Source organism: Nocardia sp. X0981 (assembly GCF_977089955.1).
On sequence record NZ_OZ372435.1, the window covers coordinates 5,322,698 to 5,340,789 of the forward strand.

The following is an 18,092-nucleotide window of genomic DNA, read 5'->3' on the forward strand; positions in this document are numbered from 1 at the left end:
GCACGTAATGAAAAACCGTTGCGCCATGGTGCTGTGCGCACAAACGGGCTCGGTACCCGGTATCCGCCGCACTGCCTCGGCACCGGCCCTCGCCCGAGCAGGTCAGCGACGCCCGGGAGGCGCCCCCACCGGCTTGGGGCGGGACCGGGCTCCTTCCGGGACCTCGGGGGTTTGCAACAACCTGTCGGACAGGGTGCGGGCGATGAAACCGGGGATGGCGGGGGCAAAGATCTCGAGATAGGTATCGATCCATTCGTGACGAGTCACGAGGAACATCAGGTCGGTGGCCACCATATGCCGTACGGCGAGCAGCGGCAGGGGCGCGTCGAGTGCCGGGAAATCCGGGTTGTGCAGGCCGGCGACGGTGCAGCCCGGATAGAACTGACCGAGCATCAGGCCCTTGTTCACGAACCGGGTTTTCTGGTCGCGCTGGACGGCCTCGATACCGGCGTAGTCGGTGAGGTCGGGAAAGACCGCGAGGACTGCTTTGAGTTTGGCATCGGGCCCCTCCCGGGGTGGCAGGGTGGGAAACAGCTCGTAGAGTTCGTCGACGATTGCGGTGATGCGCTCCACGTCGATGTGGCGACCGTCGAAGAACACGGCCCACAGGAAGCGACAGGTGATGGCGTGGCTCATATAAGGGCAGACCGGACCGGGCCGGCCGAGGTCCGGGTGGGGTCGGCACAAATATTCGCGAGCCCACCGGCGTAGTTCGCCGGCGCGGGGGTGCTCGGTGCCGGCATCGGCCGATTCGAGGTCGAACAGGTTGGCCGGCTCGATACCGGAGCGTGGCCCAACGGCTCGGTCGGTGGTCATGAGGGGCCCTTTCTTACTGGAGTAGGGGCCTCCGCTGAGGGAGTCCGGGCAGTGTGGAAGTGCTCGGTGAGGACGAGTCCGATGGCGCGGAGCGCGTCGGGATCGGTCATCCGTTCGTGCCGGGCCGGGATGCGGTGTTCGGTGATACGGCCGGTGATGTGCTCGGCCCAGGCGAGAGCGGGCGAGGGACCACCGTCCGGATCGCCCGAGGCAGCGCTGAAGTAGATCAGGTCCCCGTCGAAAGACGCCGGCCGGTGGTTCCAGGTGAGGTCGACGAGCCGGGTGTAGTCCCGGCGCAGGAGCACGAGATGTTCCGGAGTCAGAACGGTGCCGAGCCCGCCGAGCCGGTGGAGCAGTTCGGCCGCCGCCGCGATGGTGAGTTCCTCGGCGGCCTGTGGCAGGGGGAGGCCGCCGAATTCGGCCAGCATCTCCCCGATGGTGGGGGTGGGAGCGCGGACGCTCTCGGCGGTGACGACCCGGGTATCCATCATGGCCAGGGTCGCGACGGCGTCGCCGTCCCGGCGGAGCCGGACGGCGATCGCATGGGCGATGGTGCCGCCGAGCGAATAGCCGAGCAGGTGGTACGGGCCCCGCGGCTGCACCGTCCGGATCTCCTGTACGTAGCGGGCGGCGAGCTGATCCAACGTATCGAACCGGACGGCAGGGTCGCTCAGCGCCGGAGACTGCAATCCGTGCACGGGGCGGTCGGGCCCGAGATGCTGCACGAGACCGCTGAAACCCCAGGCCAGCCCGACGGCCGGGTGGACGCAGAACAGCGGAGGGGACTCACCGGTAGCACGCAGCGGAAGTACGACCGCGAGCACATCGCCGGGGCCGGTTTCGTCACAGCCCTGCTCGTCGGGGCGACGACGGCGGATATCGATGCGGTGGGCCAGTGCTCGGGGGGTCGGATCGGTGAAGATCCAGTGGATCGGTACCTCGGTCCCGGTCGATTCCCCCAGCAGCGCCACCAGGCGGGCGGCGGCCAGCGAGTTGCCGCCGAGGGTGAAGAACTCGTCGTCGACCCCGGTGCGTTCGATCTCGAGGGTCCGGCTGAAGGCCTCGCAGACGGTGGCCTCGAGGGGGGTGGACGGCGACCGGAACGGGATATGTGGCCGTCCGGGCATGGGCAGTGCCCGGTAGTCGAGCTTGCCGGTGGCGGTGAGCGGGAACCGTTCGAGGGTGACGATGGCGGTCGGGATCATATGGGTGGGTAGCCGGGTCGCGAGATGAGCGGTCAGCGCGGGGATATCGGGCGTGGCGCCCGGAGTGGGCACGACATAGCCGACGAGTTGATCGGTGCCGTCGGGCCGGGGGCGGACCGTGACCGCGGCATGGGCGATATCGGAATGGCCACGAAGCGCGGTTTCGATATCCCCGGGTTCGATGCGATTGCCCCCGATCTCGATCTGCAGGTCACTGCGGCCTCGGTAGAACAGCGTCCGCTCGCCGGCCCACACGACCAGATCACCGGTCCGGTACATCCGGGTCCCGGCCGGCCCGTACGGGTCGGGAACGAACCGGGCCGCGGTGAGGGCGGGCTGCCGGTGATAGCCACGGGCCAGGCCCGGCCCGGACACGTACAGTTCGCCGGCCACACCCGGCGGGACGGGGCGCAGGCTGCGGTCGAGGACGACAGCGGTGAATCCGCGGAGCGGACCGCCGAGCGGCATCGGGCCCTCCGCGTCCGGAGCCCGCGGGGCGGCGGCGCAGCTCATGGCCGTGGTTTCGGTGGCCCCGTACGCGTTGATCACCCGGCGCCCCGGTGCCCACCGTTTCAGCAGGTCCGCGGGGCATACCTCGCCGCCGACCATCAGGGTGCGGAACGCGCCGAGCCGGTCGGGATCCAGGGAGGCGAGCACGGCGGGTGTGAGTGCCGCATGGGTGACCTGTCCGGCGTCGATCACCTCGGTCAGTTCGGCCCCCGCGACCACCGGAGCCGGGGCGAGCACCAGCGTGGCTCCCGCGGCGGCGGCACCGAGCCATTCGATGATCGAGACATCGAAGCTCGGGGAGGCGGCGGCCAATACCCGAGAGGCCGGAGTGAGCTCGAGCAGCTCCCCGGTGTCGGCGGCCAGGTTCGCCATCCCGGTATGGGTGACGACCACCCCTTTGGGCGTTCCGGTGGATCCCGAGGTGTAGACCAGGTACGCCGGGTGCTCCGGCCGCAACGCGGCGGTGCGCTCGATATCGGTGATCGCGGCGGGGGAGACCGCCGCGGCTGTCGCGACGAAGGAGGGGTCGTCGAGGACGAACCACCCGATGGTGCCCGGTAGGCGGTCCCGGCAACTGCCCAGGGTCAACCCGACAGCGGCGCCGGAGTCGGTGAGGATGCGGGCGATCCGGTCGCGCGGATGAGCGGGATCGACCGGAACGAACGCGGCGCCGGTTTTCAGGACCGCCCACACCGCGGTGACATCCTCGACCGAACGCGGTACGGCCACGACCACCGAGGATTCCGGCCCGGCTCCGGCATCGATGAGTACCCGCGCCCACTGGTTCGAGGTCTCCTCGAGTTCCCGGTAGGTCCGGCGCACACCGTCGCAGACCACCGCTTCGGTATCCGGGGTCGCCGCGGCCGGCGATACCCACGGCAGCACCGATATCCCCGCGTCGGGCCGGCCGCGCACAGGTACCAGCGCGGCTTCTTCGGCAGGCGACAGCAGCCGGAGCCGGGCGAGGGGGAGATCGATGTGGTCGGCGAGGGTGTCGAGTACACGCAGCACCCGATCACCGAGGGCGTCGATCCGCTGCCGGGTGAACAGCTCGGGCAGGTATTCGAAGACCAGATGCAGCCGGGTGTCCTGGTGGACGATCAGGCCGAGCGGATAGTGGGCGGCATCGCGTCCGTGCACGTCGAGCACGCGCATTCCGGCGATATCGGTGGCCTCGGACAGTCCGCTCCGGTCGATCGGATAGGACTCGAAAACGGTCACGGTGTCGAACAGCGCGCCGGGACCGGCCACCTCCTGGATCCGGGCCAGCCCGAGGTGATGGTGGTCGAGCAACACGGTTTGCTCGGCTCGGACGCGGTGGAGCAGCTGGGCGAGGGTTTCGCGAGGATCGAGCCGGACTCGGACGGGCACCGTGTTGACGAACAGCCCGATCATCGATTCGATACCGGCGATCTGTGGGGGGCGTCCGGAGACGGTGGTACCGAAGACCACGTCCTCACGGCCGGTTTCGGTGGCGAGCACGATCGCCCACGCGACCTGGACGAGGGTGTTGAGCGTGATCTCCTGCTGGTGTGCCCTCGTGACCAGCGCCGCGGTGCGGTCCTCGTTCAACTCCAGAGGGGCCTCGCACGAGGACACGGTGTACCGGCGGCCGCGGTCCGCGGCGGTCAGCAGAGTCGGCTCGGTCGTCCCCTCGAGTGCTCGCGCCCACGCGGTGTCCGCCGCGGCCCGGTCCTGCGTTCTCAACCATGCGAGATAGTCGCGGTAGGGGCGTACGGGGGGCAGTACCGCGGGGTCACCGTCGCCGGCGTAGAGCGTCAGCAGTTCGCGGATCAGCACAGGCGTGGACCATCCGTCTATCAGGATGTGATGCATGCTCACCAGAAGCCGGTACCGCTGGGGGCCGGTATCGATGAGCGTCAGGCGCAGCAGCGGCGCCGCGGTCACATCGAAACCGGCGTGGCGGTCGGACTCCGCGAGCCGTTCGAGGTCGGCGGCCGCCGCGTCGGGGTCGATCGAGCCCGTCCGGGTGAACGGGACATCGACGTGCCGGTGCACCACCTGGACCGGGTTCCCGGCACCGTCGCGCACGAACGCGGCCCGCAGGTTCGGGTGCCGCCCGGCCAGGGCCCGCACGGCGCGCCGCAGCCGGTTCGCGTCGACGCGCCCACCGAGTTCCAGACAGAGCTGTACCACGTACACATCGGAGTCACCGCCGGCGAGCTGGGCGTGGAACAGCAGCCCCGTCTGCAGCGGGGTGAGCGGCCAGATGTCCTCCAGCCCCGGATACCGGGCCTGGAGCCGGTCGATCTCGGCCTGATCCAGCTCGACGAGATCGAGATCGGAGGGGGTCAGCCCGCCGGCGCCGGGCCGGGTCGCGTGGTGGGCCAGCGCGATCATCGCCGCGCGCCACAGTCGCATGAACTCGGTGACCTCGGCCGCGGTGAGCAAACCGGTCGGATAGTCCCAGGCGGCGGTGAGCACCGGCCCGTCGGGCGTATCCGTGGTGACCGCGTTGACGCCCAGCACAGCCGCTACGGGCGCGTCGGGATTCTGCACACCACCGGCGGCGAACGCGTCACCGGCCGGCATCCACCCGGTATCGCGCAACGAGTCGGGAAGGGTGTCGAAACGGCCGAGATAGTTGAAGCTCACCTGCGGGGTGGGCAGCGCGCCCAGGACACGGGCGGTATCGGTGCCGAGATAGCGCAGCAGTCCGTAGCCGATTCCGTGTCCGGGTATCCGGCGGAGTTGTTCCTTGACCGATTTGACCACGGTCCCGGCAGCGGGCCCGCCGGCGAACGCCTCGTCGATATCGATTCCGGACAGATCCAGGCGCGCCGGGTAGGTGGTGGTGAACCATCCGACGGTGCGGGTGAGATCGGCCCCGGGCAGCACGGTGTCGTGGCGACCGTGGCTTTCGAGGGTGAGCAGCGCCTCGGTGCCGGTTTCCCCGCGACGGTGCCGCCAGCGCGTCAGCGCCAGCGCGAGCCCCGCCACGAGGGCGTCGTCCACATTGCTGTGGAAGGCCCGGGGCAGGGTGGTGAGGACATCGCGGGTCACCTCCGGGGACAACGCCACCCGAGCGGTGGCGGCGGTGGCCTGCACGTCCACGGACCGGTCGATCGGACGGGCGGCGATCGGCGGATCGTCCGCGGCGAGCGTGGACCGCCACCAGTCGAGTTCATCGATACTCTCGGCCGCGGTGCTCAGCGCGTCCGACCAGCGTCGCATCGAGGTGCCGACCGGCTCGAGCCGGGGCCGCCGGCCGGTATTCACCTGCGCCCATGCCGCGGCGAGATCGGAGACGAGGATCTGCCACGACACACCGTCCACCACCAGGTGGTGCGCGGCCACGAGCAGCCGGCCCGGTTCGTCTGCCCGGTCGAACCAGACCAGTTGCAGCACGACACCCGCGGCGGGGTCGAGGTGCTCGGCCGCCCTGTCGGCCTCCGCCGTGACGAGTGCGGCGAAGGCGCCGCTGTCGGTCGCCGCGGCCACCGGCACACGCCGGATCAATCCCGCGGCGGATACCGCGGCCGGTTGCACGCGCAATGCCCAGCCCGACGGGTGGGCGGGGTCCGGATGGAGCCGGGCACGCAGCATATCGTGGTGATCGATCACCGCTTGGACGGTTGCGCTGATACCGGCGATATCGATACCGGGTGGCAGCGTCAGCATCACCCATTGGCAGAAGCGATCGAAACTCCCGCGCTCGAACATCCAGCACATGATCGGTGTGAGTGGGACCGGTCCCACACCCCCACCGGGCAGTTCCGCTGGCAGAGTGGTCACCGCGGAACTGTCCGCGGGCACCGCGATCCGAGCCAGCCCGGCGACCGTTTTGTGGTCGAAGACGGCGCTCGCGGAGAACACCAGCCCCGCCGCCCTGGCCCGGCTCACCAGTTGGATCGACATGATGCTGTCCCCGCCGAGCGCGAAGAACGAATCGTCGGCCCCCACCTCCTCGAGCCCCAGCACTTCCGCGAACAGGCCCGCCAGCGTCTTCTCCGCCTCGGTGACAGGCGCCCGGAATTCCGTTCGGCGCGGCGCGAACTCCGGTTCGGGCAGGGCGGCACGATCGAGCTTGCCGCTCGCCGTCACCGGCAGCGCCTCGAGTACCACCACCGTCGCGGGCACCATATGCGGGGCGAGCCGGTCCCCGGCGCCGGCGAGGACCGCGGCCGGGTCGATCTCCGCGCCGGGTTCGGGCACCACGTACCCGATCAACCGATCACCGGTCGTGGGGTGCCGGTGCACGACCGCCACCGCGTCGGCCACCCCCGCACAGGTCCGCAACGCGGATTCGACTTCGCCGAGTTCGACGCGGAAACCACGGACCTTGACCTGGAAATCCGCCCGCCCCATATAACTCAGTGTCAGATCGCCGCGGGGTCGCCGCGACCAGCGGACCATATCCCCCGTCCGATACATGCGCTGCCCCGGTCCGGCGAACGGGTCGGCGACGAACCGTGCCGCCGTCAGGCCTTTCCGGTCGCGGTATCCGCGAGCCAGCCCCGGCCCCCTCAGATACAGTTCCCCCACGAACCCCTCCGGTACCGGTCGCAGCCACGGGTCGAGCACGATCTCCCCGACACCGCGGATCGGCCGGTCGAGCGTCACCGGTTCACCGGCCACCAGCGGCGCACTGGCGTGGGTCTCGATGGTGACCTCCGCCGGACCATAGGTATCGAACATCCTCCGGCCCGGTGCCCACTGCGACACCAGCTCGGGCGAAGGTACCTCGCCGCCCACCGTGACGGTTCCGAGGTTCTCCAGCCCCACCGGGTCGACCGTCCCCAGCGCCGTGGGGGTCAACGCGGCATGGGTCACCTTCTCCCGCACCAGCAGCTGCGCCAGCTCGTCCCCGCCGTAGACATCCGGTGGCGCGATCACCAGCCGGGCCCCCGAGGCGAACGCGCACAACTGCTCCAGCAACGCCGCATCGAAACTCGGGGAGGCGATGTGCAGCATCCGCGCGCCCGCTCCGAGGCCGAGCCGCGAACATTGCTCGTCCACCAGGTTCGCCAGGCCGCGATGCGACACCACCACCCCTTTCGGCACACCTGTCGAACCGGACGTGTAGATCACGTAGGCCGCGTGATCGACCCGCATCGGCAGGGTTCGCTCCGCGTCGGTCACCGGATACGCCGGCGATCCGGCGATTTCCGCCTCGACCGCCGGCGCGTCGAGCACCAACCACCGCACCGGGCCCGGCAGCCGATCCCGCCATCGCGCCACGGTGATTCCTGTCGTCACACCGGAATCGGTGAGCATGTGCTCTATCCGGTCGGCCGGGTACTTCGGGTCCACCGACATGAACGCTGCCCCCGACTTGGTCACCGCCCACACCGCCAGTACCGACTCGACCGACCGCGGCAGTCCCACCGCGACAGTCGTCTCCGGCCCTGCGCCCCGGTCGATCAACAACCGGGCCAGGCGATTCGACTCCGCGTCGAGCTCGCCGTAGGTCCACCGGCGGTCCCCGCACACCACCGCGACCGCCCCCGGATCCCGGCCCGCCGCCAATAGATCCGCCAGCATCCGGACCGGCATCGCCGGAGGACCCGCTATATGCGTCAGTTCCTGTCGTTCCGCCGGGGAGAGCAGATCCAGCCGGGCCAGCGGCAGGTCCGGATCGGCGGTGATGCCGCCGATCACGCGCAGGATCCGCTGCAGTGTCGCCTCCATCGCGGCGTGCTCGAAGAGATCGGGCAGATACTTGATCCGCAGGCGCAACCGGGTATCGGCATACGCGACCACCCCCAGTGGATAGTGCGCGGCGTCGATACCGGTGACACCGGCCACCCGTAGGCCGGCGATATCGGTATCCGCGGTCACCCGGCCCCGATCGACCGGATAGGTCTCGAACACCGTCATCGTGTCGAACACCGCCCCCGGACCGGCGGCGTGCTCGATATCGGTCAGCCCCACGAAATGGTGGTCGAGCAGGGTGGCCTGCTCCGTTTGGACGCGCTCGAGCAGCTGTCCCAGGCTTTCGGTGGGATCGAGCCGGACACGCACCGGCAGTGTGTTGACGAACAGCCCGATCATGGATTCGATACCCGCCATCTGTGGCGGGCGTCCGGACACCGTGGACCCGAATGTCACATCGTCGCGGGAGGTCGCCGCGCCCAGGACGATGGCCCAGGCCGTCTGGAGCACGGTGTTGAGGGTGACTCCCCGCGCCTGCGCGAAATCCGTCAGGGTCGCGGTCTGTTCCTCGGTCAGCTCACCGAACACCTCACGGGAGCGGGTGTAGCGGCGGCCGGGATCGGCGGGGGCCAGCAGCGTCGGTTCGTCGGCACCGTCGAAGACGCGGGCCCAGGCGTCGAGCGCGGCGGCCCGGTCCTGCTCGGCGAGCCACGCCAGGAAATCCCGATAGGGGCGAACCGGGGGTAGCGTCGCGATATCGCCGTCGGTGGCGTAGAGCACCAGCAACTCCTTCAGGAGCAGCGGCGTCGACCAGCCGTCGAGCAACAGGTGGTGGTTGGTCAGCACGAGCCGATAGCGTTGTGGTCCCGTGGTGACCAGCATCCAGCGCAACAGCGGGGCACGGGCCGGGTCGAACCGGGTGGCCCGGTCCGCGGCCATCAGCAGCTCCCATTCGCGGTCCAGCGCTTCGCCGTCGAGCCCCGACAGATCGAGTTCCGACCAGGGCGCCTCGACACCTTCCTCGACCACCTGCACCGATCCGGTCTCGGTGACGAACGCGGTGCGCAGATTCGCATGCCGGTCGAGCAGCAGCTGCCCCGCTCGGCGCAGACGCGCCGGATCGATCCGCCCGCGGAGTTCGAGGACCAGTTGCACCATATAGGCGTCCATCGATTCCGCGGAGACCAGCGCGTGGAACAGCAATCCCTCCTGCAACGGGGTCAACGGCCAGATATCGCTCAACGCCGGATACCTGTCCTCGAGCCGCTCGATCTCGGATTGCCCGAGCCGGACCAGATCCAGGTCCGACGGCGTCCGCTCGCCGGCCCCGCGCCGATGGGTATGGTCCGCCAGCGCGGTCAGAACCGCACACCACGCCTCCGCCGCCGCACGCACCGCGGCGGCGGTGAGCAATCCGGCGGGATACGACCAGATCGCCCGTAACCGCGGCCGGCCCCCGTCGGCGACGACGCGGGCATTGATATCGAGCACCGCCGGCACCGGCATATCCGGGTTCTGCGCCCGGGCGAGCTCGGCGCCCGAGAGGTCGCCCCCGTCGTCCACCGGCATCCATCCGGCCACCTGCACGTCCTCCGGAATCCCCGGGGTGACGCGGCCGAGGTAGTTGAACGCGATCTGCGGTGCCGGCAGGTCCCGCAATACCGGTTCGGTGTCCTCGTTGAGATACCGCAGAAGGCCGTAGCCGATCCCGTGGTCCGGGACGGCGAGCAACTGTTCCTTGACGGACTTGACGGCTGCCCCCAGTGCCGGCCCGCCCGCATACGCGTCCTCCGGGTCGATATCCGGAAGACGCAGGACCATCGGGAAAACGGTGCTGAACCAGCCGACCGTCCGGGTCGTATCCGCACCCGGTACGGCGCCCTCTTCGCGACCGTGCCCTTCGATACCGATCGCCACGACCGGGCGGGAACCGCGGGGCGGCTCCGTCGTATGTTCGCGCCGCCATTTCGTCACCGCCAGAACCAGCGTGGTCAGCAACCCGTCGACCACGGTGCCGTGGAAGGCCGCGGGGACATCGGACAACACTGCCTCGGTCACCTCGGGGGGCACGTCGACCTCGACCGTGCGCACAGTGGCGGTCACGTCGATGGCGGGGTCGAAGGGCCGCGAACCGATCACCGGCTCGTCCTCGACAGCCATCGCCTGCCACATCCCGAGCTCGGCGATCCGCTCCGGGCGGTGGGCCTCCTCGACCAGCCCGTGTGCCCATCTGCGCATCGAGGTGCCGACCGGGGCGAGATCAGGAGCACGGCCGGCCTCGAGCCGCGCCCACGCGATCGCGAGGTCGGGCACCAGCACTCGCCAGGAAACGGCGTCGATCGCCGAATGATGCACCAGCACCAGAATCCGGCCCGCTGCCGCCTCGTCCACCGGATCGAACCACACCAGTTGCACCACCACCCCGGCCTCCGGATCGAGCCGGTTCGTGGCGGCATCCAGCTCCGCGGCCACCGACGCGCGGAACGCGGTACTTCCCGGCTCCTCCGCTGTGACCACCCGGTGGATGATGTCGCCGGATCGGACCGTCCCGACCGGCAGCGCCTCCCATATCCAGCTTCCGTCACCGGCCGGGCGCAGCCGGGCGCGCAGCATATCGTGCCGATCCAGTACCGCCTGCACCGTATCCGCCAGCCGTTGCCGGGCGATCCCCGCCGGCAGGCTCAGCAGCACGGCCTGGGAGAAACGGTCGAATCGCGATACCGCACGGTCGATGAGCCAGCGCATGATCGGCGTCAGCGGTATCGGCCCGACGCCTCCACCGGGCAGCTCCTCCGGTAGTGGAGTCGCTGTGGAGTCCTCGGCGCGGACGGCGACCCGGGCCAGCCCGGCAACCGTCTTACGGTCGAACACCTCCCGCGCGGAGAACAGCACGCCCAGCGATTTGGCCCGGTTCACCAACTGGATCGCCATGATGCTGTCGCCGCCGAGTGCGAAGAACGAATCGTCGGCACCCACCGATCCGACACCCAGTACCTCGGCGAACACCTCCGCGATCGTGCGCTCCACCGGGGTTTCCGGCTCCCGGAACACCGCCGCACCAGCGAAAACCGGCTCCGGTAACGCCCGCCGATCCAACTTGCCCACCGGGGTCAGCGGCACCCGGTCCAACACCATGATCGCCGCCGGAACCATATGGGAAGGCAACCGAGCCCCCACATACTCCGACAGAACCGCCACATCGATCGAACACCCCGGCGCGGCAACCACATACGACACCAGCGAAACCGCCCCGGAACTGCCGTGGTGACCGATCGTCACCGCGAAACCGACGGTGTCGTGCGCGGCCAGTACCGCATCGATCTCGCCCAGTTCGATCCGTATCCCACGGATCTTGACCTGGAAATCCGAGCGCCCCAGATGCTGGAGCGACCCGTCAGCGGTCCACCGCACCACATCCCCGGTGCGATACATCCGCTCCCCCGGTATCCACGGACACGCCACGAACCGCTGCGCGGTCGGCCCCGCCCGGTGGTGGTAACCACGGGCCAGGACCGCGCCCGCCACGTACAACTCGCCCGCCACCCCCACCGGCACCGGCTGCAACCGCTGGTCCAGCACCCATTCCGCCACACCACGAATCGGAGCACCGATCGTCACCGGCTCCCCCGCCACCAGAGGCGCACTGTGATTCGTCATCACCGTGGCCTCGGACGGGCCGTATCCGTTGAACACGGTGCAGCCGTTGCTCCAGCGTTCGACCAGGTCGGTACCGTAGACCTCCCCCCCGATCACCAGGTTGCGCAGGTCGGGAAGCGGCCAGCGGGTGTGATCGATGGTGGTCAGCGGGGAGGGGGTGATGAAGACGTGGCCGATATGCTCGCTGCCGAGCAGTTCGCCGAGTTCGTCACCACCGTAGACATCGGGGGGCGCGATGACCAGGGCCGCGCCCGCGCACAGTGCCGACAGCAATTCCTCGACCGAGACATCGAAGCCCGGCGACGAGAGATAGGCGATACGGGAGCCGGACTCGATACGCATGACGTCGCGGTGCTCGTCCGCGCAGTTGCGCAGGCCGCGATGGGTGACCGCGACGGCTTTGGGCAGTCCGGTCGACCCGGAGGTGTAGATGACGTAGGCGATATCGTCGACACGGAGGGGACGCACCCGGTCCTCGTCGGTGAGGGGGTGGGTGGGGTAGCTGTTGTCGGAGTGTCCCGGTATCACCCATTCGATACCCCCGGGTAGTGCTTCACGCGCTGGTGTGACGGTGATGCCCAGGGCGGCGCGGGAGTCGGTGAGCATGTAGTCGATCCGTTCGGCGGGGTAGCCCGGGTCCACGGGCAGGAACGCCGCTCCCGATTTGGCCACCGCCCATACCGCCAGTACCGATTCCACCGATCGTGGTATCGCCACCGCGACCACGTCTTCGGGTCCCACTCCCCGGTCCACCAGTAATCGGGCCAGCCGGTTCGAACGCTGGTCCAGCTCGCGGTAGCTCGTACACCGGCCCGCGAACACCACCGCGGGAGCCTGCGGATCCCGCGCCACCGCACCGGCCAGCAACTCCGCCAACACCACCGGCGCCGCACCGGGGCCACCGCGCCGGGACACCAGGTCCGCGCGTTCGGCGGGGTCGAGCATATCGATCGATCCCACCACCACCGCCGGGTCCTCGGCCACCGCTTCCAGGACCCGGACCCACCGTTGTGCCAGTGACTGCACGGTGCCCGCGTCGAAGAGGTCGGTGGCATATGTCACCGACACTGCCAGCCCGCCGCTGTCTCCTTCCGGGGAGACCACCACCTGCAGGTCGAAACGGGAGACGTCTTCGGGGAGGTCGACCACCGATACATCCACCCCGGCCAGTGCCAGGTCGGCTCGGGCCATGTTCTGGTATGCCAGCATCACCTGGAACAGTGGGGGTACCGACTGGGAGCGTTGCGGTGCGAGTTCGTCCACTATCTGTTCGAATGCCACATCCGCGTGTTCGAAGGCGGCCAGGTCCACGTCCCGGACCCGCTGCAGGAGTTCCGCGAACGGTTCCCCGGGATCGATCTCGGTCCGCAGGACCAGGGTGTTGACGAACATCCCCACCACATCGTCGAGCGCTTCCCCGCCGCGTCCGGCGACCGGCGTGCCCACCGCGATATCACCCGAACCGCTCAACCGGGCCAGCAGCACCGCCAACGCGGCGTGCACCACCATGAACAACGACACGCCGCGGCGATGCGCTATCCCCGCCAGCCGCCCCACCAGCACCGGTTCCAGCCCCACCCGGTAACTACCACCCCGGCCCGAGGCCACCGCCGGACGCGGCCGGTCGAAAGGCAGACACAACTCCACCGGCACATCCCTCAACGTCTCCCGCCAGAACCGGATCTGTTCGGCACACAGCGATTCCGGATCCTCAGGCGAGCCGAGAACAGCGCGTTGCCACAGGGCATAGTCCGCGTACTGGACCGGCAGCGGGGTCCATACGGGGGCTTCCCCACGTGCCCGGCAGGTGTACGCCGTGGCCACATCGCGGGCCAGCGGGACCATCGAGAAACCGTCCGCGGCGATATGGTGTACCACCACGGACAGGACGTATTCGGTCTCCGCGCTGTCGACCACGCGGAACAACCGAGCCCGCACCGGCGCCTGCGCACTCACGTCGAAGCCCTCGCGAACGACGCGCATCACGGTGGGGATCAACCGGTCCGACCGGACGGGCACCGGATTCAGTTCGTGGTCCGTATCGCCGACGGGTTCGATCACCTGGATCAGCGTTCCGTCCCGGTCCGGGTACCGGGTCCGCAAGGATTCGTGCCGGCGTAGGACATCGGCCATGGCCGAACGCAGGGCGCCGAAGTCCAGTTCCCCACGCAGCCGGAGGGTGATCGGCATGTTGTAGGCCCCGGAAGTGGTGTCGTATTGGTTGAAGAACCACATCCGTTGCTGGGCCGGTGCCAACGGCAGCAGATCGGGCCGGGGTCCGGCGACCAGCGGCGGCCTCGACCGTCCCGTACGAGGATGCTGCGCTGTGCGGGTCGCGAGCTGCGAGACCCGTGGCGTCTCGAACAACCACCGCACCGGAACCTCGGTATCCAGCGCCGTACCGAGTCGCGCGGCAACGCGCGTGGCGACCAGGCTGTCGCCGCCGAGCGCGAAGAACGAATCGTCGGCACCCACCGATCCGACACCCAGTACCTCGGCGAACACCTCCGCGATCGTGCGCTCCACCGGGGTTTCCGGCTCCCGGAACACCGCCGCACCAGCGAAAACCGGCTCCGGTAACGCCCGCCGATCCAACTTGCCCACCGGGGTCAGCGGCACCCGGTCCAACACCATGATCGCCGCCGGAACCATATGGGAAGGCAACCGAGCCCCCACATACTCCGACAGAACCGCCACATCGATCGAACACCCCGGCGCGGCAACCACATACGACACCAGCGAAACCGCCCCGGAACTGCCGTGGTGACCGATCGTCACCGCGAAACCGACGGTGTCGTGCGCGGCCAGTACCGCATCGATCTCGCCCAGTTCGATCCGTATCCCACGGATCTTGACCTGGAAATCCGAGCGCCCCAGATGCTGGAGCGACCCGTCAGCGGTCCACCGCACCACATCCCCGGTGCGATACATCCGCTCCCCCGGTATCCACGGACACGCCACGAACCGCTGCGCGGTCGGCCCCGCCCGGTGGTGGTAACCACGGGCCAGGACCGCGCCCGCCACGTACAACTCGCCCGCCACCCCCACCGGCACCGGCTGCAACCGCTGGTCCAGCACCCATTCCGCCACACCACGAATCGGAGCACCGATCGTCACCGGCTCCCCCGCCACCAGGGGCGCACTGTGATTCGTCATCACCGTGGCCTCGGTGGGACCGTAGGCATCGAAGAACGCACGGCCACCGGATGCCCAGCGCCGCACCAGTTCCGGCGGACAGACGTCTCCCGCGGCGACGACGACGCGCAAGGTGTCGAGCCCGGCCGGGTCCACCGATGACAACGCCGCCGGGGTCCCCACCGCGTGGGTCACCCGTTCGCGCCGCAGCAGCTCGGCCAGCTCCGCGCCACCGTAGGTGCCGGGCGCCGCGATCACCATCGTGGCACCGGCACCCACCGCGAGCAGCAGTTCCCAGACCGAGGCGTCGAAGCTCGGTGTCGCGAGATGCAGTGTCCGCGAATCACCGGTTACGGCATAACGTTCCCGCTGTTCGCCGGCGAGTGCGGCCAACCCGGTATGCGTCACGGTCACCCCTTTCGGCACGCCCGTGGAACCCGAGGTATAGATCAGGTAGGCCGGGTGTCCGGGCCGCAGCACGGTGGTGCGTTCGGTATCGGTGAGGGGGTGGGTGGGGTAGCTGTTGTCGGAGTGTCCCGGTATCACCCATTCGATACCCCCGGGTAGTGCTTCACGCGCTGGTGTGACGGTGATGCCCAGGGCGGCGCGGGAGTCGGTGAGCATGTAGTCGATCCGTTCGGCGGGGTAGCCCGGGTCCACGGGCAGGAACGCCGCTCCCGATTTGGCCACCGCCCATACCGCCAGTACCGATTCCACCGATCGTGGTATCGCCACCGCGACCACGTCTTCGGGTCCCACTCCCCGGTCCACCAGTAATCGGGCCAGCCGGTTCGAACGCTGGTCCAGCTCGCGGTAGCTCGTACACCGGCCCGCGAACACCACCGCGGGAGCCTGCGGATCCCGCGCCACCGCACCGGCCAGCAACTCCGCCAACACCACCGGCGCCGCACCGGGGCCACCGCGCCGGGACACCAGGTCCGCGCGTTCGGCGGGGTCGAGCATATCGATCGATCCCACCACCACCGCCGGGTCCTCGGCCACCGCTTCCAGGACCCGGACCCACCGTTGTGCCAGTGACTGCACGGTGCCCGCGTCGAAGAGGTCGGTGGCATATGTCACCGACACTGCCAGCCCGCCGCTGTCTCCTTCCGGGGAGACCACCACCTGCAGGTCGAAACGGGAGACGTCTTCGGGGAGGTCGACCACCGATACATCCACCCCGGCCAGTGCCAGGTCGGCTCGGGCCATGTTCTGGTATGCCAGCATCACCTGGAACAGTGGGGGTACCGACTGGGAGCGTTGCGGTGCGAGTTCGTCCACTATCTGTTCGAATGCCACATCCGCGTGTTCGAAGGCGGCCAGGTCCACGTCCCGGACCCGCTGCAGGAGTTCCGCGAACGGTTCCCCGGGATCGATCTCGGTCCGCAGGACCAGGGTGTTGACGAACATCCCCACCACATCGTCGAGCGCTTCCCCGCCGCGTCCGGCGACCGGCGTGCCCACCGCGATATCACCCGAACCGCTCAACCGGGCCAGCAGCACCGCCAACGCGGCGTGCACCACCATGAACAACGACACGCCGCGGCGATGCGCTATCCCCGCCAGCCGCCCCACCAGCACCGGTTCCAGCCCCACCCGGTAACTACCGCCCCGGCCCGAGGCCACCGCCGGACGCGGCCGGTCGAAGGGCAGACACAACTCCACCGGCACATCCCTCAACGTCTCCCGCCAGAACCCGAGGCTTTCGTGACGATGGCGGATCCGGGCACCGTAACGGACACTGTCGGGGTGGACCAGTCCGAGGCCGGTATCGCGCCGGGCACCGGCGAATGCGTCGAGGAATCGAGCAAATCGGGCATGGTGCGCCGAGAGTTCCGGGCCGGTGTAGAGACCGGGATTGGCCATGAAGTGCAGGATCGTCCGCGGCGGATCGCCGGTCTGATAGAGGTCTACCAGCAGATCTTCGACCGGCCCGGAGCTGAGTATATGGAATTCCCCGGTAATCGGCCCGAGCCGGATCTCCTGCGGGAAGAACATGGCATTCACCATCGGCCCGGCGAATCGTCGCTGCCCGTCGCATCCAGCGGCGGCGCGAATATCGGCGAGACCGCACCGCTGATGCCGCAGGGCGCCGATCAGATCGGATTGGACGCGGCGCACCAGCGTCTCGACCGTATCCTCTGCCCCGAGCCCGATCGGGAACGGCACGATATTGACGAACACTCCCCCGGACCGGCGCAGCACGGCGGTGGTACGGCCCGATACGGGAATATCGACCATGACGTCGTCTTGCCCGGTCATCCGGCCCAGGTAGCATCCGAACGCGGCGATCACCACCGCGGACGGACTCGCGTCCAGCACTTTCGCGCAATACTCGATCCGCGCTACCGTCGCTGCCGGCAGTTCACCGAGCGCGGCCACACTGTCCGCGCGCGCGGGTGCGTACCCGGCGGCCAGGCCGGAACTCTCCTCGACGCCGGCGAGTTTGTCCATCCAATAGGCTCGGTCGCTGATGAACCGCTTCGATTCCCGATAACTACGGTCGGCTTCGTACAGGGTGCGCAGGTCCGCCGCTCGGTTCGGTTCCACCGGCGCACTCTGTTCGCCCGACCGAGCTCGCACCGTGGCCGTGTACAGCGCCGCGATCCGGTTCACGATGGTCATCGCGGCGTAGCCGTCCAATGCCACGTGGTGAATCCTGTTGTACCACAGGTAATGCCGATCACCGACCTGCACGACCGCCCCGGCGACCAACCGGTCCCGGGTGATATCCAGCGGTGCGGTGTACTCGTGGCGCATCCATTCCAGGGCCGCCGCCATGGGGTCGGGCTCGCGACGCATATCGACGATCGGCCCGATCGAATCCAGTTCGGGGTCGAACACCTGCTGCGGCTCGCCGTCGTTGTGGACCAGGCGTAGATACCCCGACTGGAATTCGCGACCCGCCCGAATCGATGTCCAGCGCAGCAACTCGAGGTCCAGATCTCCGCGTATTTCGATATATTGCGCCTCGCAGATCGGCACGTCGGGACTCAACTGCTGCGCCAGCCACAGGTCCCGCTGTCCGGCGGAAAGCGGGACGGGCCGGTGCGCCGGAAAAGAGGGTGGATCATCATCCCTGTCGAAAGCAGGGTCGGAATGGACACGGGGGTGCGGACTTGTCATCGCTCTCCTCCAGACCCGAATTCTCCT

2 protein-coding genes are annotated in these 18,092 nt (G+C 69.0%); both read right to left on the minus strand.

What is annotated here, in order from left to right; genetic code table 11:
- Positions 1-102 precede the first annotated feature (102 nt).
- Complete coding sequence (locus ACYR7D_RS23495) at positions 103-816, minus strand: DUF6875 domain-containing protein (protein WP_459546691.1); 714 nt, start codon at positions 814-816, stop codon at positions 103-105.
- Positions 813-18,065 carry an amino acid adenylation domain-containing protein gene (locus tag ACYR7D_RS23500; protein WP_459546692.1) on the minus strand — a complete coding sequence of 5,751 codons (17,253 nt, stop codon included), beginning with the start codon at positions 18,063-18,065 and terminating at the stop codon, positions 813-815. Before ACYR7D_RS23500 ends, ACYR7D_RS23495 begins: the two co-directional genes overlap by 4 nt.
- Between the last annotated feature and the right edge of the window lie 27 nt (positions 18,066-18,092).